Source organism: Sphingomonas sp. Root710 (assembly GCF_001429065.1).
In the GTDB taxonomy this organism is placed as follows: domain Bacteria; phylum Pseudomonadota; class Alphaproteobacteria; order Sphingomonadales; family Sphingomonadaceae; genus Rhizorhabdus.
Genome location: NZ_LMIB01000017.1, coordinates 215,884 through 236,051 on the forward strand (window position 1 = coordinate 215,884; position 20,168 = coordinate 236,051).

Annotated in this window: 21 protein-coding genes and 1 tRNA gene; 6 read left to right on the forward strand and 16 right to left on the reverse strand. The window is 65.6% G+C overall.

Translation table 11 applies throughout. The features are described 5' to 3' along the window. Positions 1 to 175: 175 nt before the first annotated feature. The gene (locus ASE00_RS20465; protein ID WP_056383570.1) at positions 176 to 1,564 is read right to left on the reverse strand and encodes a TIGR03013 family XrtA/PEP-CTERM system glycosyltransferase; all 1,389 of its coding nucleotides are present in this window, start codon (positions 1,562 to 1,564) and stop codon (positions 176 to 178) included. Between the two features lie 93 nt (positions 1,565 to 1,657). On the opposite strand from ASE00_RS20465, the gene ASE00_RS20470 reads away from it, so the two are divergent. Continuing rightward, positions 1,658 to 2,743, forward strand: a complete 1,086-nt coding sequence (locus tag ASE00_RS20470) for a mannose-1-phosphate guanylyltransferase/mannose-6-phosphate isomerase (protein WP_056383571.1) — start codon at positions 1,658 to 1,660, stop codon at positions 2,741 to 2,743. Between the two features lie 6 nt (positions 2,744 to 2,749). Here the strand turns inward: ASE00_RS20470 and ASE00_RS20475 are convergent, their stop codons facing one another. Further along, the gene (locus tag ASE00_RS20475; RefSeq protein ID WP_056383572.1) at positions 2,750 to 4,138 is read right to left on the reverse strand and encodes a helix-turn-helix domain-containing protein; all 1,389 of its coding nucleotides are present in this window, start codon (positions 4,136 to 4,138) and stop codon (positions 2,750 to 2,752) included. A 367-nt stretch (positions 4,139 to 4,505) separates the two neighbouring features. Here ASE00_RS20475 and ASE00_RS20480 point away from each other — a divergent pair, with 367 nt between their 5' ends. Further along, on the forward strand, positions 4,506 to 4,871 hold the full coding sequence (locus ASE00_RS20480) for a response regulator (protein WP_056383573.1): 366 nt from the start codon (positions 4,506 to 4,508) through the stop codon (positions 4,869 to 4,871). Positions 4,872 to 4,898: 27 nt separating this feature from the next. Here the strand turns inward: ASE00_RS20480 and ASE00_RS20485 are convergent, their stop codons facing one another. The 5 genes from ASE00_RS20485 to ASE00_RS20505 all read right to left on the reverse strand — a co-directional run bounded on the left by ASE00_RS20485 (position 4,899) and on the right by ASE00_RS20505 (position 9,847). Continuing rightward, positions 4,899 to 6,185, reverse strand: a complete 1,287-nt coding sequence (locus tag ASE00_RS20485; RefSeq protein WP_056383574.1) for an amidohydrolase — start codon at positions 6,183 to 6,185, stop codon at positions 4,899 to 4,901. 1 nt (position 6,186) lies between these two features. Continuing rightward, positions 6,187 to 6,819, reverse strand: a complete 633-nt coding sequence (locus ASE00_RS20490; protein WP_056383575.1) for a DUF4893 domain-containing protein — start codon at positions 6,817 to 6,819, stop codon at positions 6,187 to 6,189. A 130-nt stretch (positions 6,820 to 6,949) separates the two neighbouring features. Further along, the gene (locus ASE00_RS20495; RefSeq protein WP_056383576.1) at positions 6,950 to 7,735 is read right to left on the reverse strand and encodes a 3-hydroxybutyrate dehydrogenase; all 786 of its coding nucleotides are present in this window, start codon (positions 7,733 to 7,735) and stop codon (positions 6,950 to 6,952) included. A gap of 19 nt (positions 7,736 to 7,754) precedes the next feature. Then, a complete protein-coding gene (locus ASE00_RS20500) occupies positions 7,755 to 8,891 on the reverse strand; it encodes a patatin-like phospholipase family protein (protein WP_056383638.1) in 1,137 nt (378 codons plus the stop codon). A gap of 104 nt (positions 8,892 to 8,995) precedes the next feature. Beyond that, positions 8,996 to 9,847 (reverse strand): DUF2171 domain-containing protein, encoded by an 852-nt coding sequence (locus ASE00_RS20505; RefSeq protein ID WP_056383577.1) that lies wholly within the window; start codon positions 9,845 to 9,847, stop codon positions 8,996 to 8,998. A gap of 234 nt (positions 9,848 to 10,081) precedes the next feature. Here ASE00_RS20505 and ASE00_RS20510 point away from each other — a divergent pair. Next, positions 10,082 to 10,157, forward strand: a tRNA-Ala gene (locus ASE00_RS20510). Positions 10,158 to 10,347: 190 nt separating this feature from the next. Here the strand turns inward: ASE00_RS20510 and ASE00_RS20515 are convergent. Then, positions 10,348 to 10,623, reverse strand: a complete 276-nt coding sequence (locus ASE00_RS20515; RefSeq protein ID WP_056383578.1) for an HU family DNA-binding protein — start codon at positions 10,621 to 10,623, stop codon at positions 10,348 to 10,350. Between the two features lie 198 nt (positions 10,624 to 10,821). Next, positions 10,822 to 12,162 (reverse strand): hemolysin family protein, encoded by a 1,341-nt coding sequence (locus ASE00_RS20520; protein ID WP_056383579.1) that lies wholly within the window; start codon positions 12,160 to 12,162, stop codon positions 10,822 to 10,824. Positions 12,163 to 12,274: 112 nt separating this feature from the next. Between ASE00_RS20520 and ASE00_RS20525 the strand changes: the two genes are divergently transcribed. After that, the gene (locus ASE00_RS20525; RefSeq protein ID WP_056383580.1) at positions 12,275 to 12,943 is read left to right on the forward strand and encodes an OmpA family protein; all 669 of its coding nucleotides are present in this window, start codon (positions 12,275 to 12,277) and stop codon (positions 12,941 to 12,943) included. A gap of 22 nt (positions 12,944 to 12,965) precedes the next feature. Here the strand turns inward: ASE00_RS20525 and ASE00_RS20530 are convergent, their stop codons facing one another. The 3 genes from ASE00_RS20530 to ASE00_RS20540 are packed head-to-tail and all read right to left on the reverse strand — an operon-like array spanning position 12,966 to position 13,979. After that, positions 12,966 to 13,418, reverse strand: a complete 453-nt coding sequence (locus tag ASE00_RS20530) for a nucleoside deaminase (protein ID WP_056383581.1) — start codon at positions 13,416 to 13,418, stop codon at positions 12,966 to 12,968. 33 nt (positions 13,419 to 13,451) lie between these two features. Next, complete coding sequence (locus tag ASE00_RS20535; RefSeq protein ID WP_056383582.1) at positions 13,452 to 13,658, reverse strand: YqaE/Pmp3 family membrane protein; 207 nt, start codon at positions 13,656 to 13,658, stop codon at positions 13,452 to 13,454. Between the two features lie 3 nt (positions 13,659 to 13,661). After that, positions 13,662 to 13,979 carry a hypothetical protein gene (locus ASE00_RS20540; protein WP_235538772.1) on the reverse strand — a complete coding sequence of 106 codons (318 nt, stop codon included), beginning with the start codon at positions 13,977 to 13,979 and terminating at the stop codon, positions 13,662 to 13,664. Positions 13,980 to 14,132: 153 nt separating this feature from the next. Here ASE00_RS20540 and rpmB point away from each other — a divergent pair, with 153 nt between their 5' ends. Beyond that, positions 14,133 to 14,423 carry a 50S ribosomal protein L28 gene (gene rpmB / locus ASE00_RS20545; RefSeq protein ID WP_056383584.1) on the forward strand — a complete coding sequence of 97 codons (291 nt, stop codon included), beginning with the start codon at positions 14,133 to 14,135 and terminating at the stop codon, positions 14,421 to 14,423. 217 nt (positions 14,424 to 14,640) lie between these two features. Here rpmB and ASE00_RS20550 read toward each other — a convergent pair whose 3' ends face one another. Further along, complete coding sequence (locus ASE00_RS20550) at positions 14,641 to 15,606, reverse strand: esterase-like activity of phytase family protein (protein WP_056383585.1); 966 nt, start codon at positions 15,604 to 15,606, stop codon at positions 14,641 to 14,643. Positions 15,607 to 15,821: 215 nt separating this feature from the next. Between ASE00_RS20550 and ASE00_RS20555 the strand changes: the two genes are divergently transcribed. Next, on the forward strand, positions 15,822 to 16,214 hold the full coding sequence (locus ASE00_RS20555; RefSeq protein ID WP_056383586.1) for a YMGG-like glycine zipper-containing protein: 393 nt from the start codon (positions 15,822 to 15,824) through the stop codon (positions 16,212 to 16,214). A gap of 325 nt (positions 16,215 to 16,539) precedes the next feature. Here ASE00_RS20555 and cobT read toward each other — a convergent pair whose 3' ends face one another. Genes cobT through cobS form a run of 3 tightly spaced genes read right to left on the reverse strand, consistent with a single transcriptional unit; the run spans position 16,540 to position 20,152 of the window. Next, entirely contained in the window at positions 16,540 to 18,378 is a 1,839-nt protein-coding gene (cobT, locus tag ASE00_RS20560) for a cobaltochelatase subunit CobT (protein ID WP_056383587.1), read from the reverse strand. After that, positions 18,378 to 19,151, reverse strand: coding sequence for a tyrosine-protein phosphatase (locus tag ASE00_RS20565; protein WP_056383588.1), 774 nt, complete (start codon positions 19,149 to 19,151; stop codon positions 18,378 to 18,380). The genes cobT and ASE00_RS20565 overlap by 1 nt, the downstream gene beginning before the upstream one ends. Beyond that, complete coding sequence (gene cobS, locus ASE00_RS20570) at positions 19,148 to 20,152, reverse strand: cobaltochelatase subunit CobS (protein ID WP_056383589.1); 1,005 nt, start codon at positions 20,150 to 20,152, stop codon at positions 19,148 to 19,150. Before cobS ends, ASE00_RS20565 begins: the two co-directional genes overlap by 4 nt. Positions 20,153 to 20,168: the final 16 nt, after the last annotated feature.

Consider the following 20,168-nt stretch of genomic DNA (forward strand, 5'->3'; position numbering starts at 1 on the left):
CAAGAAGTTCGACGCCGCCGGCGCCCTTCTCAGGGCAACCCTTCGGGCGGCCGTAGATTGGCGCCAGGAGGGCGTCGATCGTCGGTTATGATGAACCTCCATCGCTCCCTCCTCTCTCCTACCCTGGCGCCAATCTACGACCGTCACGGCCATCTCCAACTATCAGGACAGACCCTTACCTAGCCCCTTCCGCCCAGATCAGTACGCGCAATGTCTGGAGGATGATCAGCAGGTCGAGAAAGGGGCTGTAATTCTTGGTGTAGTAAAGATCATATTCGAGCTTGTGGCGGGCATCGTCGAGGCTCGCGCCATAGGGATAGTTGATCTGCGCCCAGCCGGTGATGCCCGGCTTCACCATGTGCCGCTCGGCATAGAAGGGGATCTGCTTTTCGAGCTCCGCGACGAATTCGGGCCGCTCGGGCCGGGGGCCGACGAAGCTCATGTCGCCCTTCAGCACCGTCCACATCTGCGGCAGTTCGTCGACCCGGATCAGGCGGATGATGCGGCCGATGCGGGTGACGCGCGGATCGCCCTTCTGCGCCCAGATCGCGGCGCCCCCCGCCTCGGCGTCCTGGCGCATCGAGCGCAGCTTCAATATCTCGAAGGTTTCGCCATAGCGGCCGACGCGGACCTGACGGTAAAAGGCCGGGCCGGCACTGTCGAGCTTCACGATCAGCGCGGCGACGAGGATGATCGGCGAGGCGATCAGCAGCAGCAGCGCGCTGACGATGAGATCGAAGCCGCGCTTCAGGATCATCGACAGCTGGCGGCCCGAGGAGAAGCCGTCCGAGAAGATCAGCCAGGAGGGCCGCACCGTATCGAGATCGATCCGTCCGGTCTCGCGCTCCAGAAAGTCCGATATGTCGGTGACGTGGACGCCGGTGGTCTTGAGCCGCAGCAGCGCATCGACCGGCACGGTGTTGCGCCGTTCGTCGAGCGCGAGAACGACCTCGTTCGCCTCGGTCGCATCGACCAGATCGGCGAGGCTTCCGACATCGGTGCGGCAGATCGCGGTTTCGACCTGCGCTGGGGCGTCCTTCATGTCGACGCATCCGGCGATCAGGAATCCCGCGCCGATCCGCCGCTCCAGATCGACGACGCGCTTTGCCCGCCGCCCCGCGCCGAGCAGCAGGATGCGGCGCTTGAACATGTCGCCGCTGACGAAGCCGCCGAGCAGCACGCGCACCACCATCAGCAGCACGACCGACATCGCCATTGAATAGAGCGAGTTGGATCGCCACAGGGTGATGCCCGGCGCGATGAAATAGAGCAGCGAGATGAGGATCACGCCCAGCGAGATGGCGACCAGCAGCCGCGCAGCCGCGAAGCGGAAGGCCTGCATCGATTCGGCGCTGTAGACGCCGACCCCGATCATCGCCGCTTGGATCGCCAACGCAAAGGTCAGCAGCTGCGGGATCCGATCCCAGAGCGACCCCGGGTCGATGCCGATCTGGCGCAGGCGGAACACCCATCCCGCCTCCGCCGCCAGCAGCAGCACGGCGAAATCCGCCACGCACAGCACCAGCACCGGATAGGCGATATAATGTTTGAACAACCTGATCATGACGGACGCCACATCACGGTTTCATACCCCCACACATGAAACCCCCTTGCCGCCCATCGGTTAGGTTCCGATAACGACCCCTCCTTCTGGACCATGGAGCCAGCCATTTCCACCTCCTTGATAACGCCCGTCATTCTCTCCGGTGGTTCGGGCACCCGGCTGTGGCCGCTGTCGCGCTCGCGCAAGCCCAAGCAATTGCTCGCGTTGACCAGCGACCGGACGATGCTGCAGATGACCGCGGCGCGTTGTATCGACAGCGCGCGATTCGGCCCGGCGATCGTCGTCACCAACGCGCTGCATGCCGACGAGATCGCCGCACAGATGGCCGAGAACCCGCCCGCGGCGATCATCCTCGAGCCCGCCGGCCGCAACACCGCCCCCGCGATCGCGCTGGCGGCGATCGAGGCGGCGCCCGGCGCGGTGTTGCTGGTGATGCCGAGCGACCATGTCATCGACGACTGCGCCGCCTTCCACCGCGCGATCGAGGCAGCGATGCCGATGGTCGACCAGGGCTGGCTCGTCACCTTCGGCATCACCCCCGACAAGCCCGAAACCGGCTATGGCTATATCCGCCGTGGCGAGACGATCGCCCCGGGCGTGCAGAAGGTCGAGGCCTTCGTCGAGAAGCCCGACGCCGATCGCGCCGCCGCTTATGTGGCGGCGGGCAATTACAGCTGGAATGGCGGCATCTTCCTGTTCCGCGCCGACGCCTTTCTGAAGGCGCTGGAGGACTATGAACCCGCGATGGTCGCATCGGTCCGCGCCTCGCTCGCCGCAGCCGGGCGCGAGGGGGCGCTGATCCGCCCGGAAGCCGCCAGCTTCCTCGCCAGCCGGTCCGAATCGATCGACTATGCGGTGATGGAGAAGGCCCCGAAGGTCGCGGTGGTGCCGGTCGAGATGGGCTGGTCGGACGTCGGCAGCTGGGATGCGCTGCACATGCTTGGCACGGCCGACGATCAGGGCAACGTCGTGCATGGCGATGTCGTCGCGATCGACACGCGCGACTGCCTGATCCGCAGCGAGGGGCCGGTGGTGACGACGGTGGGCGTCCACGACCTGATCGTCGTCGCGACACGCGATGCCGTGATGATCCTGCCGCGCGGCAGCAGCCAGGAGGTGAAGCGGGTCGTCGAGGCGCTCAAGGCCAAGGGCCACGACACGCTCGACGTGCCGTTCTGATCGCCCTCAATCACCTGCGAAGGTGAAGGGGGCGAGCCCGCGTTCGCGATCGTTGATCGTCAGCACCCGGCCGATCGGCGGCGCGGCGCGCTGGAGACAGTCGGGCCGCTGGCAATGGGTGCAGCCCAGACCGATCGGTTCGGCCGGACCGGCAAGATCGATCCCCCGCGCCAGCGCCAGCGATCCGGCATGTTCGGCGGCCAGCCCCAGAGCGACGACATGCTCCGCCTGCTGGATGCCCGCCGCGCCGCCATGATGACGCACGCTGCGCGCGATGGTGAACCAGCGCGTGCCGTCTTCGAGTTCGGCGAGCTGGCAGACCAGGCGGCCATGTTGTTCGAAGCCATGGTGAATCGCCCAGAGCGGGCAGCGGTGCACCGTGTCGATCAGCGCCGAGCCGCTGGCCCCAGCATAGCCCTTGGATAATTGCCCGGCGCGGTCGATCCGCAGCATGAAGAAGGGCAGGCCGCGCGCGCCGACGCGCTGCAACGTGGTGAGCCGGTGCGCGACCTGCTCATAACCCGCGCCGAACCGCCGCTGAAGCAGCTGGATATCGTAACCGGTCCCCTCGCATGCGCGCAGGAAGCGGCCATAGGGCATCATCAGCGCGGCGGCGAAATAAGAGGTGACGTGGCGGCGATAAAGGCGCTCGGCAGCGCGGTCGCCGAACGCCGCCCCCGCGACCAGCGCGTCGATTTCGGCCTTGGCCTCGATCTGGGCGAGCTGGAACGCCGCCTGGAAACTGCGCGCGGCGGGGTCGAGCAGTTCGGACAGCTGGAGCTGGCGCGCGTGGAGATCGAGCCGGCGAAGCCGATCGGGCATCACATCGAACGGCAGGATGCGGATGGTGAGCTGGTGCTTGACCCGGAGCCGCTCGGCGATCGCGCCATAGAGATCGCCCGCGCCGATGCGGAGTTCGTCGGCCAGCGCTTCGGCGTGGGCGTCGAGGTCGGCGAAATGATTGCGCCAGCGCTCTATCTCACGGCGCGCCGCACGGACCGGCCCCGACTCCTGGTCGCCCCCGGTTCCCCCGCCTTCGCGCCAGCGGTCGAACAGACGAGCGAAAGCCTCGGCGGCGGCGGGGGCATTGTCGATCCACGCCTCCAGCTCGGCGCGGTCGACCGAAATGCCGGCGAATAGCGGATCGGACAGCCGCCGCCGCATCGCCGCCGCGCCGCCGCCGGGCTCTTCCTGGCTGAGACTGCGGATGTCGAAGTCGAACAGTTCGGCGAGGCGGAGAATCAGGCCCGCCGTCAGCGGGCGGCGATTCCCTTCGATCAGCGCGAGATAGCTGTCGGAAATGCCCAGCATTTCGGCCATGGTCTGCTGGGTCAGGGCATGGTCCCGTCGCAACCGCTTGATCCGCGGCCCCGCCAATATCCCCTGCTTGGCCATGCCCCGCTCCGTTTCCACCTAGTAAGGTTCTTACAAAATTACATGACTCTTATCAGTTGGCGCCACAGTTGGACATCAAAATCCAGAACGGAATTATAGCATCCGATCGGATTTCCCCGTTACAAACGCCGTGAACCTGATCTCGCCGCAACAAGCCGTTCCCTCCAGCTTGTAAGCCACTGCGGCCACCGAGCTTTTCCTGGGGAGGAAGAGAAACGCCCGCCAGGCCCAACAGCCTGGCGGGCGTTACCGTTTCGCCCAAGCGGAAATCGGACCGTTGGGGTTCAATTTACCCAAGAGCAATTGCACGGGCGGCCATTCTGGGCCATCACATGCGCGTCGGGGGGCGTAAACAAGGATATTGACGTTGAGCCAACCCCCATCGGGAACGCGGGTCCTGATCGTCGAAGACGATACGATCATCGCGATGACGGCGGAAGACATGCTCGACGAGGTCGGCTGCACGACGGCCGCGGTCGCGGGCACCGTCGCCGAGGCGCTGGCCCGGGCGCAGGATACCGATTTCGACATCGCGCTGCTCGACCTCAACCTGAAGGACGAGGACAGCCTGCCCGTTGCGCGCCACCTGCGCGACAGCGGCAAGCGCTTCATCTTCGCCACCGGCTATGACGGGCTGCCGGCCAGCAGTGGCTTCGCCGACGCCCCGGTGATTTCCAAGCCCTATCGGATCGACCAGCTCGCCGCGATGATCGCGGAGACGCTGGCCGCGTAACGCCCCTCTCCCCCAATGGGAGAGGAGTTATTTTTTCAGCACCGACATAGCGGCGGACGTCATCGCATCGACGGCGGTGCTGATCACCGCCTCGGCGTCGGGGGCCCAGAAGGGGCTGTGGATCGAGGGCAGCCTGGTGATGTCACCCTTGGCCGCGTCCCACTTGTCCTTCGGCACGCCGCCGACCCAGAACAGCATCGACTGGATCGACTTGTCGGCGAGATAATAGCGGCTGAAGTCCTCGCCGCCCATTTGCGGCTTGGTCGTGCGCACCCGGTCCTGGCCGAAACGCGTGACGAACAGGCCGGTCAGTTTCCCGGTGATGTCGTGGGTGTTGAAGGTAGCGGGGGTGTTGTCGTCGGTGCGCGTCACTACGGGCAAGGCATCGTCCGGCATCCCGGCCGCCATCGCCTCGGCCTTCGCGATACGGTCAATCCCGTCGAGGAGATGCTGCCGCACCTCGGGCTCATAGGAACGCACCGTGATCTGCAGCCGCGCTTCGGGCGGGATGATGTTGTGCTTGGTGCCCGCCTGGAAGCTGCCGACCGTGACCACGCCGGAGGCAAGGGGATCGGTCTCGCGCGAGATCAGCGTCTGCAAGGTGGTGACGATCCGCGACGCGATGACGATCGGATCCTTGGCGAGATGCGGATAGGCGCCATGGCCACCGACACCCTTCACCAGCACATCGACCGAATCGACATTGGCCATGATGTAGCCGTCGACCACCCCGATCGTGCCCGCCGGCAGGCTGGCCGAATCGTGGAAGGCGATCGCCACGTCGGGCTTGGGGAAGCGGGTGAACAGGCCGTCCTTGAGCATGGCGCGCGCGCCCGAGCCGATCTCCTCGGCGGGCTGGCCGATCATCACCAGCGTGCCCGACCAGCTGGACTTCATCGCCGCCATCCGCCGGGCGATGCCGATCCAGCTGGTCATATGGGTGTCATGGCCGCAGGCGTGCATCACGCCCTTGGTGCGGCTGGCATAGGGAACGCCGGTCGCCTCGGTCACCGGCAGGGCATCCATGTCGGCGCGCAGCATAAGCACCGGACCCGGCCCGTTCTTCATCACCGCGACGACGCCGGTACCGCCCACACCGATAGTCACCTCGAACCCCGCCTTCTTGGCCTCCGCCGCCATGATCCCGGCGCTACGGGTCTCCTTGAAACCCAGTTCGGGATTGGCATGGAGGTCGCGGTAGATGGCGATCAGGCTGGGCATGTCCGCGGCGATCGCCTGCTGAAGCGGATCGGCGTAGGCCGGGGCCGGGGACAGCATCGTGGCAAGCGCGATCAGCGGCAGGGCGATTTTCATCTCATTCCTTCGGCACGAGTTCGAGAATGTCGATCATCGATTCCCATCGCGGATAGGGAAAGGCGATGCGCCAGCGATAGGGGCCGACGCGTTCGACGATGCCGGCCATGTCACGCTCCGCATCGCGGCCATAGGGGCGCGGGCGCGTCTCGTCCCCCAGCATCATCGATCCAAGGAAGATCATCCGCCGCGCCTCATCGGGGAAGATGTCGCCGACCGGGCGCTGCGACCCATCGATCTTGGCGAAATGGATGCGCCCTTCCTCCGCACTGACCCGGCAGGTGAAGAAGGGATAGGCGACATAGTTTAGCAGCCCGTCGCTCTGCGCGCCCAGCTTGAAGGTGCGGCACCGATAATCGCCCGGCGGCAACACCGGATCATCAAGGGGCAGATCGGGCTTGAGCAGCGGCCCTTGCGCGGCAATCTGCGCAGCGTTGCCCGCGCCGGTTGCCTTGTCGAGCCCGGTGATCCAGGCCTGCCGCCATCGGGCGACGCGGTCGCGATCGGCGGCGGAGGCGATCTGCCGCCAGTCGTTTGGCTGCGGCCTGGGGTGTTTGGGTTCGAGCCTCTTCGACCCGCAACCGGCGAGCAGCGACAGCGCGGCAATAGCCAGCAGGGCTTTCGGCTGCGGCAAAGCGATCGTCTCCTCTCGCCCCTAAAAAGCCAGCCTGCCCGCCTCGACCGCAATTGGCAAGCGGCGCTTTTTTGATCCGCTCTCGCGGATGTGGGGCACCAGCCCGCACGTTTCAGCTTTGCTGAAACACCTACTGCGCCGTCCAGCCGCCATCGATCGACATGTTCGCGCCGGTGATTCCAGCCGCCTCGTCGCGGCACAGAAACAGCGCCATCGCCGCGACCTGTTCGACGGTGACGAACTGCTTGGTCGGCTGGCTGGCGAGCAGCACGTCGTTCATCACCTGCTCCTTGGTCATGCCGCGCGCCTTCATCGTATCTGGAATCTGCTTTTCGACCAGCGGGGTCCAGACATAGCCGGGGCTGATGCAGTTGACGGTGATGCCGAAGGTCGCGGTTTCGAGCGCGACCGTCTTGGTGAAGCCGGCGATGCCGTGCTTGGCGGTGACATAGGCCGATTTGAACGGCGAGGCGACCAGCGAATGCGCCGAGGCGGTCTGGATGATACGCCCCCATTTGCGCGCCTTCATCCCCGGCAGCGCCAGCCGGGTGGTGTGGAAGGCGCTTGTCAGGTTGAGCGCGATGATCAGGTCCCATTTGTCGACCGGGAATTCCTCGACCGGAGCGACATGCTGGACGCCGGCATTGTTAATGAGGATGTCGATCCCGCCGAAATCCGCGATCGCCCCCGCCATCATCGCTTCGATCTGGTCGGGCTTGGTCAGGTCGTGCGCGCTATAGGCGGCGCGCGCGCCGCTCAGCGTCTCGAGGCCCTGGCGCTCGGCCTCGATCGCCGCCTCCTCGCCGAAACCGTTGATGACGATATTCGCGCCCTCCGCGGCCAGCGCCTTCGCATAAGCGAGGCCGATGCCCGAGGTGGAGCCGGTGACGAGCGCGGTCTTGCCCTTGAGGAACATGGATGATTCTCCGTGAAGATTAGCGGCTGATGAGATCGAAGGCGGCGGTCTGGCCGTCATAGATATTGCGCGCGATCAGGCCCGACTTCGTCATAGTCTCGGCGATCGCCGCGCGGCCTGCGGCGATATGGTCCCGCATCGTTCGCTGCGAGAATTCATAGTCGCGCGCGCCGCCTTCCCAGCGGTTCGCACGATAGATCAGCTGGACGAGGCTGAGGCTCGATTCGAGCGACGCAGCGCGCAACGCGACGACGTCGGGATCGGCGGCCATGTCGGGCGGCAGCTTGTCGAGCAGCCGGGCGATCCGCTGATGCTCGGCGCGGCTGCGGATCAGCTGATCGGATATCTGGCGGGTACGGCTCGAAAAGCGGATCTCCTTCTCGCGCGCAACGACGTCGAGCATCGTCGCGGGCCGCTCCTGCGCCGCTGAGAAAAGATCGACCTGAAACACCAGCATGTCGCCCTGCTGGTGATCGACGATATGGCTGAGCGGGGTGTTCGAGACGAGACCGCCGTCCCACCACAGCTTGCCGTCTATCTCGACCGGGGGGAGGCCTGGCGGCAGCGCCCCGGAGGCCATGATGTGCCGGGCGTCGATCCGGTCGGTGCGGTTGTCGAAATAGCGGAAATTGCCGCTTTCGACCTCGACCGCGCCGACCGACAGGCGAATCGGGCCATGGTTGAGCAAATCCCAGTCGACGAGCTCGTCGAGCGTCTCGGCAAGCGGGCTGCTGTCGTAGAAGCTCAGCGCCTCGGGCGAACCATCGGGCGCGAGGAAAGGTGAGAGCAGGCGCGGCCGGAAGAAACCCGGCACGCCGAACGCCATCACCATCGCCGAAGCAGTCAGATGAAGAGCCTCGCGGCCATAATCGCCGTTGAGCACCGCCAGGGCGGGCAATGCGCAGGTGATATGATCCCAGAAGGCATGGAGCCGTGCGAGCCGCCGTTCGGGCGGATTGCCAGCGATGATAGCGGCGTTGACCGCGCCGATCGATATGCCCGCCACCCAGTCGATGTCGATGCGGGTTTCGTGCAGCGCTTCGAACACGCCGACCTGAAAGGCGCCGAGCGCGCCGCCGCCCTGCAGCACGAGCGCTACCTGGTCGGGCAGCGGCATGCCGGTCGCGGCGTGCTTGACGGAGTCGGCGTCAGCCATGCCGCCAATCTGGGCCTTATGCTGCACCGCATCAAGGGCCAACGCACCCATTCAGCAAAAAGGGCCGGTCGAGGACCGGCCCTTTCGTCTGATCGAAAGATCGATCAGTAGGTGCCCGCAAAGGCCCGGTTGAGGTTATGCGGGCCGTCATTGCCCTCCTCGTCCTTCCATGCGGACTGTGCCTGCGCGGCGGTGCGATTGATGCGAACCTTGTCGCCGACCTCGACGATCCACGCCGAAGGGATAGAATGATGGTGACCGCCGGCATCCTTGTCGGTCTTTGTCAGCAGGATGCGGTCGCCGCGGACGTGATCGACCGTGCCGATATGCGCACCGTCCGATCCAACGACTTCCTGATGCTCCTGTACCTGCCCGAGCGACTGCCGCTGGGTCTGGCGCCGATTGCGCCAGCTGCCGAAGTCGTCATGGAATCGGCTCTCATTCTCGCGGCGATATTCGGCATAGTCGCGGTCGAGCGCCTCGACCTGACGGCGGCGCCATGCGCTGTAATTGGGGTCCTGGCCCCAGCCATCATGATCGCCGCGCGATCCCAGCCCATAGGTGCTGGTTGCGCCCGCGCCCCGGCCCGCGCCATAGTCTCCGCCTGCGCTATAGCCATAGCCCGCGGCAAACCCGCCGCCGCCATAGCGCGACGTATCGGCATAGCGGCCGCCCTCCGGATAGCGGCGCTCGCCATAGCGGCGTTCGTCGTCGCGCTCCTGGACACGCTCGTCCCAGCGGCGGCGGCGCTCCGCCTCCTCATCGCCGAACCAGCTGCGAACCTCGTCGCCCGCGCGCTCGAAGAAACCGCGGTCATCGTCATAATCGCGCGGGCGGCCATATCCGCGCTCGCGCTCCCGGTAATCGCGATCGCGATAATCGTCGCGGTCGCGCCCGCGATAGGCACGGTCGGCATAATCACTGTAGTCGCGTCGGGTATAGCGTTCGTAGCCCATGGCATCCTCCTCCTGTGACTGGCTTTGCCTTCGGCAGCGCTGCGGCGCGACCGTGCGGCAGAGGCGGAAAAACGTCTCGCGGTGCGGCGCTGTTCCGGAGTTTGAGGCGAGTGGGGAGGTGCGACGGACGGGCCGTTCGCCGGAGTGGCGGGCGACAAACCGAAGTTGGCATCCGGCGATTTTGCGCTGTTGCATCCGCTTCGCGCTGCGGCTAGAGGAAGCGCCCGGACGTGCGGGGCTGTAGCTCAGATGGGAGAGCGCTGCAATCGCACTGCAGAGGTCAGGGGTTCGATTCCCCTCAGCTCCACCACCCACGTCGGCATCAACTGAAATCAGCGGCAGGCCAGAGGCGCACAGATGATGTGGGCTGGAGCAGGGCATGACATGTGTCGGGCCCGATTGCGGCGCCGACACCCACTCCAGACAAAACAAGGGGCGGCATCGCTGCCGCCCCTTGTCCGTACCGATGACGGCGGCGCTGGAGACGCCGCCGATCCGGATCAGCCGTTCAGCGCATCCTTGAGCGCCTTGGCCGGCGTGAAGGAGACCTTCTTCGACGCCGCAATCGTCAGGGTCGCGCCGGTGGCCGGGTTGCGGCCTTCGCGCGCCGGACGGTTGGCGACCTTGAACTTGCCGAAGCCCGGCAGCGAAACTTCGTCACCCTTCTTGGCGGCGTCGGTGATCGCCTTGAGGGTGGCGTCGATGACGCGCTTGGCGGCGGCCTTATCGATACCCTGTTCGGCGGCGACGACGCCTGCGATGTCGGCAGTGTTCATGATCACTCCTGGTCTTTGCTTGATAAACTGGCTTTACGCCGCCGGGGCAGCGCAAGGCGCCTCTTGTGCGCGGCGTTTTTCGTTCGGGCAATTGGAAACTGGCGTGAAAAGCTGAAAAAAATGGGTCCCGGTCGAATTCGGAGCATTTTTTTCGACGAGACGCCCGCTCCACGGGATATTTCGCGGAACCTTGGAGGGTCAGCGCCCGGTTTTCGTCGGAGTCGCAAGCAATTTGTCGATACGCCGGCCATCCATGTCGACCACCTCGAACCGCCAGCCCTTGTGGCTGAACGACTCGCCGGTGGTGGGCAAATGCTTGAGCCGCCACAGGGCGAAGCCCGCGGCGGTCGCGAAATCGCGGTCCTCGGGCAGGTGAATGTCGAGCCGGTCGGCCATCGTATCCGCGGCGAGCGTGCCCGAGATCAGCCAGCTGCCGTCGTCGCGCTCGACCAGCGGCGGATCGGTGTCCTGATCCTGATCCGACGCGAATTCCCCGGCGATCGCGGCGAGCAGATTGGCCGGTGCCACCAGCCCTTCGAAATGGCCATATTCGTCATGGATGAAGGCCATCGGCACTTCGGCTTCGCGCAGCGCCTTCAGCACATCCATCGCATCGACATGATCGGGGATCGAAAGCCCTTTGCGCATGATCGCGCGCAGGTCGATCGGCCCGCCATCGACGAGGACCCGGACAAGGTCGCGCGAATGGACCACGCCGATGATCTCGTCGACAGACCCCTCCGCCACCGGCATGCGGCTGTGCGGCATCCTGGCAATCTGGGCGCGGATCGTCTCCGGATCAGCGTTGATGTCGATCCATTCGACCTCGGTGCGCGGTGTCATCACCTCGCGCACCGGGCGGTCGGCGAGGCGCACCACGCCCGAGATGATCGCGCGCTCGCTCTCTTCGATCACCCCGGCCGACGATGCCTCGGCAACGATCAGGTGAAGCTCCTCCGCTGTGACATGGTTCTCGGTCTCGCGGTCGAGGCCGAGGATCGCGAAGATCAGCGCGCTCGTCCGGTCGAGCAGCCAGACGAAGGGTGCGGTCAGCCGCGACAGCCACAGCATCGGCACCGCCATTACCGCGGCGATCGGCTCGGGCGCGCGCAGCGCGAACTGCTTGGGCACGAGTTCGCCGACGATCAGCGAGGCGAAGGTCGTCACCGCGATCACCAGGCCGAAGCCGATTTCGGGCGCGCTTTCGGCGGGCACGCCAAGCAGCGCGAGGCGCTCACCGACCGGCCCGCCCAAGCTCGCCCCCGAATAGGCGCCGGCGAGGATGCCGATCAGGGTGATGCCGATCTGGACGGTTGAGAGGAATTTGCCGGGATCGGCGGCGAGATCGATCGCGGTCCGCGCACCGCGGCGGCCCGCGCGCGCCATCGCCTCCATCCGGGCGCGGCGCGCCGAGACGATCGCGAGTTCGGACATCGCGAACAGGCCGTTGAGCGCGACGAGGGCGATGATCACCACCAGGTCGAACCAGGGAAATGGGGATGGGGGGACAGGCTGCGGCATGGCGCTGGCGACGTTCATGCCGTGGATTTCAGAATTTCACAACCATCCGCTGCCGTTCAGGACGGATGTGCAACAATTCGCGCGCTGATCGGTTCTGCCCGGACCCCTTCACGATCAATAGGAGACATCGATGCGACGGACCAAAACGGCGATAGCCATCCTGGCGGCGTCGACGCTGCTGGCGGGCTGCGTCACCAATCCCGAGACCGGCGAACGCACATTGTCCAAGGCGGCTATCGGCGCGCTGGCCGGCACCGCGCTGGGCGCGGGCGCGGGCGCGCTGGTCGGCGGCAAGCACAACCGCACCGAGGCCATCGTCGGCGCGGGCATCGGCGCAATCGCCGGCGGCGCAATCGGCGCCTATATGGATCGCCAGGAGGCCAAGCTGCGCCAGCAGACCGCCGGCACCGGTGTCGACGTCGTCCGCCAGGGCGACGAGCTTCTGCTCAACATGCCATCGGGCATCACCTTCGCCACCAACAGCTATGCGATCGAGCCGCAGTTCCGCGACACGCTCGACAAGGTGGCCGCGACGCTGGCCGAATATAACCAGACCTATGTCGACGTGTATGGCCATACCGATTCGACGGGGTCGGACGCCATCAACGAGCCGCTGTCGCGCAACCGCGCCGAGGCGGTGTCGAACTATTTGTCGGGCCATGGCGTCGCGGCGGCGCGGATCGGCACCCAGGGCTTCGGCTCGCGCCAGCCGATCGCGTCCAACGCGACGGTCGAGGGGCGGCAGAAGAACCGGCGAGTCGAGATCAAGATCGTGCCCGTGAAAGACACCAACGTCTGAACAAGGCCATCGCGGCGGGGCCTCATCGCCTCGCCGCGAAGAAGCTGCGCAGAAGATCGGCCGATTCGACCTCGCCGATCCCGCCATAGATTTCGGGGCGGTGATGACAGGTCGGCTGCGCGAAGAAGCGCGGCCCATGGACCACCGCCCCGCCCTTGGGATCGTCCGCGCCATAATAGAGCCGCCGCAGCCGCGCGTGCGATATCGCGCCCGCGCACATCGCGCAGGGCTCGAGCGTGACATAGAGATCACAATCGTCGAGCCGCTGCGCGCCCAATCGCGCGGAGGCGGCGCGGATCGCTTCCATCTCGGCATGGGCGGTGGGATCGGCACCCCGGCTCATCCGGTTGGCAGCGGCGGCGATCACATCGTCACCGCGCATGACCACGGCGCCGACCGGCACTTCGCCGCTGGCCGCCGCTTCGATCGCGAGATCGAGCGCGAGCCGCATTGGATAGGGCAGCAAAAGGTTCATCGCCCCCGCTGTACGGGGCGATTCGACGCAGCGCTAGCGGATGGGGATGCGTTCGGGAATTAGAAGCAGAACCAGCGCCAGAACGACGCCTGGAAGCCAGCCGATCACGGTCAGAACCACCGTCAGCCAGAATGCGGGGGTAATCCCGCGCGCAAGAAATACGCCGAGCGGCGGCAGCAGGATCGCGGCCACCAGCGCCCAAGGCGAGATGGGAGCCGCCGATATCTGCTGCCGCGCCATGGATTAGTTGGCCTTCTGGACGTCGACCGTCGGGACCTTGATGTCTTCCTTGGTGGTGCCGACTTCGACCTTGGGCACGGTGATATCGGTCTGCTTGGTGCCGACATCGACCTTGGCGGTGTCGACGTCGAACGCCGGGGCCTGGCCGCCCTGAACCGAAACCTCGGGAGCCTTCATCTCCTTGGTCTGGTTGATGTCGATCAGCCCGAAGGCGAAAGCCGCGATGACCGCCAGGACGGCGATGACGGCAACGATGATGCCAACCCGGGCGCCGTTATTGCGCGCGGGATATTCATTATAATGCTCGCGGGTCGTGTTCACCTTGGGCACTCCTCGGATAAATGATATCGGAGCCCCAACAACGTTCGTTCTGCCGGAGAGTTGCATCGCGCCGGACGCGCGGCTTGACGAATCTCCGCATCGCCGCTATCCGCCGCGACTTTCCGGGCAACCCGAACATCAGGACGAAGTACAATGTCGCGCATCTGCGAGCTGACCGGCAAGGGCCGCCAAGTGGGCCACAACGTGTCCCATGCCAACAACAAGACCAAGCGGACCTTTCTGCCGAACCTGCAGAATGTGACGCTGATCTCCGATTCGCTCGGCAAGGGCGTCAAGCTGAAGGTCTCGACCCACGGCCTGCGTTCGGTCGAGCATGTCGGCGGCCTCGACAACTGGCTGCTCAAGACCTCGGACGACTCGCTCTCGCTGCGCGCACGCCGCCTGAAGCGCGAGATCGCCAAGAAGCAGCAGGCTGCCGCTTAAGATTTCTTCCGCCTCGGCGGAAACGAGAGAGACGAAAGCCGGATCGCCTAGCGGTCCGGCTTTCGTCTTGTCTGGATTATAGACCGCCCTTCCCACCGTCATTCCCGCGAAAGCGGGAATCCATCTGGCCGCTTGGTCGAGACTCTCGTGGTTCAGAGTGCGTTCGCCGGTGGATTCCCGCCTTCGCGGGAATGACGATAATGGATAGGGCAGCGCGCTATTGCCGAGGGCTGTCCATAAGTTCGAACTTCAGCAAAAGCGTCCGCTCGATCGGCACCTGATTGTCGTCGGAGATGATCCACAGCATCGTCCGCCCGCCTTCGCGGGTGACGCTGATGCCCTCCATATTGTCGACATTGAGCGGTGGCTTGAGTTCGGCGATCAATTCGCCGGTCACGGTGGCGTCGGGCTTTATATCGGCAGGATCGACGATGCTGATCGCGGTCCAGAAGCCGTCGAACAGGCTGAAGTGGCGGTGGAGCACGACGATGCGGCCGTCAGGCAATTGCTGCGCGTCGGTCGGAACATAGCCGAGCGGGGGACGATAGCCGAAGCGGAAGGGCACGTTCTTGGGATTGGTAGGATCGCTCGGGAACATCAGCGCCAGATGGACATGCGGCGCGATTGCCTGCCCCTCGGCGAACACCACGAATCGCCCGCCATCGAGCCGCACCATCGCCTCCGGCCCCGAATTGCGTGACCAGTTCCGCATCGCGGGCGGAAAGGCCATGCCGCGAAGTTCCTTGAAGTCCGGTCCGTATCGCAGGATCGCGTTGCGATATTCGAAGCCGACCCAGATGTCGCCCTCGGGCCCGATGGTCATCGATTCGGAATCGCGATCGCCCCGGTCGCCGCGATCGGACGGCAGAGCGGTGAGCCGGCCGAAGCGGGTGCCGCTGACCTCGCCCGATGGCGACAAGCGGAAGCGCATATGGTCGCCGGTATCGGCGAGCGCGAGCACCTCGTCACCGTCGACGCGCAATGCCGAATAGCCGCCGAAATTGCCTTGGCGGCTGGTCAGGTGCCATCCGGCGACATAGCGCAGCCGCCCGAAGACGCGGTGCGCCGGATCGTCGGGGTCGATCGGCACCGGCGTCGCGATCACCGGAACGTCGGACGCCTGGGGAAAGCCCGCCGACCCCGGCAATAGACAGAACAGCAATGCGGCCAGCGCCTTCTTCATGGCGGGGCCGATAAAGGCTCAGGGGCGATTCCCCAAGGAAATTACGGGCGCTACCGCCGCGCCGAAGCGATTGAGGAAGATGAACAATCGCCAACAGACGCGTTCAGCAAGGGCTCACGCGAATCATGGAATAAGCGTCTCATCGATCGGGCCCTGTTGGCCGTTTCGACGGGTTCCGCATCGGCGGAGCGCGCGGTTGAGACAAGGAGGTTTTTATGTTGCGCAAGTTTCTCATGGCCGCCGCTGCTTCCGCGGCCGTTGTCACCGCAGTGGCCCCGGTTGCTGCCGAAGCACAATATTATGGCGGCCGCTACGAGCAGGTCCGGCATGATCGCGACCATTATGGCCGCCAATATCGGGGCGACCGTTATTATGGCGACCGCCGCTATTATGCCGATCGTGGGCGCTATTATGGCGGCCGGGACTATTATCGCGGCCGCTGCCGCGACAAGGGCACCGGCGGCACGATCCTCGGCGCGATCGCCGGCGGCCTGCTCGGCAACGAGATCGGCAATGGCCGCTATGACCGCGGCGACGGCACCACCGGCGCCATCATCGGCGCTGGCGTAGGCGCCCTCGCTGGACGCGCCATCGACCGTAACTGCTAAAGCAAGACAGCTTCCCCGCGTGGCGTTGTGGGGAGAAGGGTCGTCAGCCTCGCTGGAGGAGCTGGCGGCCCTTCACTTTTTCCGCACAGCGGAAAAAGTGAAGGGTTTTTTGTTAGGCCTCAGGCGCCGGCGGTCGCATCCGCTCCCTTGGCTCCTCGCATAAGCTCGGACAGCCGTTCGGCCTTGCGGGACGCTACGCATCCCGATGCTTGAGTTCTGCCTCGGAGCCCGTCAGGGCTCCGCAAGCGCGAACGCGCGCCCGAGCTTATGCGAGGAAGCCAAGCAGGGCGGAGGCCCTGCGCCCGGCGTTTGAGGGCAAACGCGCCTAGCGCGTTTCTAAATCAAACAACCCCGCAAGCTGTTCCACCATCGTGCCACCGAGCTGCTCGACGTCCATGATCGTCACCGCCTTCTGATAATAGCGGGTCACGTCGTGGCCGATGCCGATCGCGCAAAGTTCGACCGGCGAGCGGTTCTCGATCCAGCCGATCATCTGGCGCAGGTGGCGTTCCAGATAGGAACCGTTATTCACCGACAGCGTCGAATCGTCGACCGGGGCGCCGTCCGAGATCACCATGAGAATCTTGCGCTCCTCGCGCCGGCCGATCAGCCGGTTGTGCGCCCAGAGCAGCGCCTCGCCGTCGATATTCTCCTTGAGCAGGCCTTCGCGCATCATCAGGCCGAGCGACTTGCGCGCGCGCCGCCAGGGCTCGTCGGCCTTCTTGTAGACGATGTGGCGCAGATCGTTGAGCCGCCCCGGCGCGGGCGGACGCCCCGCCGCCAGCCATGCCTCGCGCGACTGGCCGCCCTTCCAGGCGCGGGTGGTGAAACCCAATATCTCGGTCTTCACCGCGCAGCGCTCCAGCGTGCGGGCGAGGATGTCGGCGCAGATTGCCGCGATCGAGATCGGCCGTCCGCGCATCGACCCCGAATTGTCGATCAGCAGCGTCACCACCGTGTCGCGGAAATCGATGTCACGCTCGATCTTGTAGCTCAGCGAATGGGCGGGATTGATCACGACGCGGGCGAGCCGGGCCGCGTCGAGCAGCCCTTCCTCCTGGTCGAAATCCCAGCTGCGATTCTGCTGCGCCATCAGCCGCCGCTGCAGCCGGTTGGCGAGCTTGGTCACCGCGCCCTGGAGATGGACGAGCTGCTGGTCGAGATAGGCGCGCAGCCGCGTCAGCTCTTCCTCGTCGCACAGTTCGGTGGCGGCGATCTCCTCATCATATTGGCTGGTATAGGCGTGATAGTCGAAGCCGGGGGGCAGATCGGACATCGGCCGGTTGGGCCGGACCGGCATCATTCCCTCTTCGCCGTCATCCCCGAAATCGCTGTCGGCGTCGGACGAATCATTCTCGTCGAGCTGACGCTGCTCGCCTTCTTCCTCCCCGCCCTCGGACTGCTCCGCGCGGGTTTCGACCTCCGAATCGCTAGAGCCGCCGGAGTCTTCGCCCTCTTCCTGCTGGTCTTCGCCTTCGTCCTGATCCTCGCCCTCGTCATTCTCGCCCGACTCGGGATCGATCTCGGGCGCCTGTTCGCCCTCGGTCAGCTCGAGATCCTCGAGCAGCCGGCCGACCAGTTTCGCGAAGGCAGCCTGATCATCGAACGCCAGTTCGAGTGCATCGAGGTCCTTACCAGCCTTGTCCTCGATCCAGTCGCGGACCAGCGCCAGCCCGGGCAGGGCGATATCGGGCGGGGCCTGACCGGTCAGCCGTTCGCGCACCAGCAGGCCGATCGCGGTCGACAGCGGCACTTCCTCGCGCACCCGCGCACGCACCAGCGGGTCGGAGCGCAGCCGCATCTCCAGCGCCTGACCCAGATTGGCGCGCACCCCCTCCATCTGCCGCGCGCCGATCGCCTCGACCCGCGCTTGTTCGACCGCGTCGTGGACGGCGCGCGCCACCGGCTCGGCCGGGGCGGTACGGTCATGGATCGCCTGGCTATGATGACGCAGCTTGAGCGCGAAACCATCGGCGAAGCCGCGTGCTTCGGCCACGGCCTGCGCCGGCAGACTGCGCGGCGGCATCGGCACCCGAATCTGTTTGTAGGATGACGATGGCGCTTCGGCGGTAAAGCTCAGCTCGAGTTCAGGCTCGCGCGCGATCGCGCGCGCTGTGCCACCCAGGACGAGGCGAAAATCTTCTAGGGGCGATTTGTCGGCCATCAGTCGAGCAGCAGCGCATGCAGGCGGGCGCGCGCCGCATCGTCGACGCCGATCGCGGAGAGATAGGTGTCGACGCCGCCATGGTCACGATCGAGGCTGTCGAAGGCGGTGTCGAGATAATCGGCGTCGGCGGCGAAGAGCGGCCGGAGCACGGCCGGATCCATCTCACGAAAACGATCCGCGCCGGCGCGCCCGGCGGCAAGCAGCCGGTCGAAATCGGCATAGCGGTTGGTGAGCAAATAATCCTCGACGATCGTCTCGCGCGGAACGCCGAGCGCCGACAGGATCAGCAGCGCGGCCACCCCGGTCCGGTCCTTGCCCGCCGAACAGTTGAACAGCAGCGGCACATGGCCGCCCGCCAGCCGCTCGAACAGCGCGCGATAGGATTCGGCGTGAGCCACCAGTATCTCGGGATAGAGGCCGAGCATGATGGCGCGAATGCGATCGGCGGTCGGCGCCGGGCCATGGAGAAGTTCGCTGAGCACCCCGCTCGACTCGCCATGGTCGCGCGACCAGTAGAAGGCGCCAGCGGGCTCGCACCAGCGGGTAGGATCGCGCTTGCGTTCGCCCGGACGGCGCAGGTCGAAAACGGTGGCGATGCCGAGACCCGCGAGATGCGCCTCGTCCGCCTCGGTCAACAGCGACATCACCCCCGAGCGGTACAGCATGCCGCGCTTGACCGTGCGGCCGTCGCTGGTTGCGTAACCGCCCATGTCGCGCAGGTTGAACCCGCCTTCGAGCGGCAGGAGGGGAGATGGATCGACGCTGGTCATGCTTTCCCGACGACGCTCTCCGGCAGGTCCTTCCCGAAGACGCGCTGATAATATTCGGCGACGAGCGTCCGCTCGCTCTCGTCGCACTTGTTGAGGAAGGACAGGCGGAAGGCGAAGCCGACGTCGTTGAAGATCAGCGCGTTCTGCGCCCAGCTGATCACGGTGCGTGGGCTCATCACGGTGGAGATGTCGCCCGCCATGAAGCCCTGGCGGGTGAGATCGGCCACCTTGACCATGTTCTCGACGACCTTCTTGCCTTCGGGCTTGTCATATTCGCCCGACTTGGCGAGCACGATCTGCGCCTCGGTCGCCGCCGGCAGATAGTTGAGCGTGACGACGATGTTCCAGCGGTCCATCTGGCCCTGATTGATCTGCTGCGTGCCATGATAGAGGCCGCTGGTATCGCCCAGGCCGACGGTGTTGGCGGTGGCGAACAGCCGGAACCAGGGGTTCGGGCGGATCACCCGGTTCTGATCGAGCAGGGTCAGCTTGCCCTCGGTTTCCAGCACGCGCTGGATCACGAACATCACGTCGGGGCGGCCCGCATCATATTCGTCGAATACCAAGGCGGTCGGCGTCTGCAGCGCCCAGGGCAGCAGGCCTTCGCGGAACTCGGTGACCTGCTGGCCGTCGCGCAGCACGATCGCGTCGCGCCCGACCAGATCGATGCGGCTGATATGCGCGTCGAGGTTGATGCGGATGCACGGCCATTTCAGGCGGGCGGCAACCTGCTCGATATGGCTCGACTTGCCGGTGCCGTGATAGCCCTGGACCATCACGCGGCGGTTGTGCGCGAAGCCTGCGGCGATGGCGAGGGTGGTGTCCGGATCGAACACATAGGCAGGATCGAAATCGGGCACGCGCTCGTCCGCCTCGGAGAAGGCGGGCACCTCCATATCGCTGTCGATGCCGAAGACGTCGCGCACCTTCACCATCTTGTCGGGCGACTCCAGCACCGTATCGGTGCGGCTGTCGGGCTGGACGTTGGGCAGGTCGGTCATAGCGAGAACCTTATTC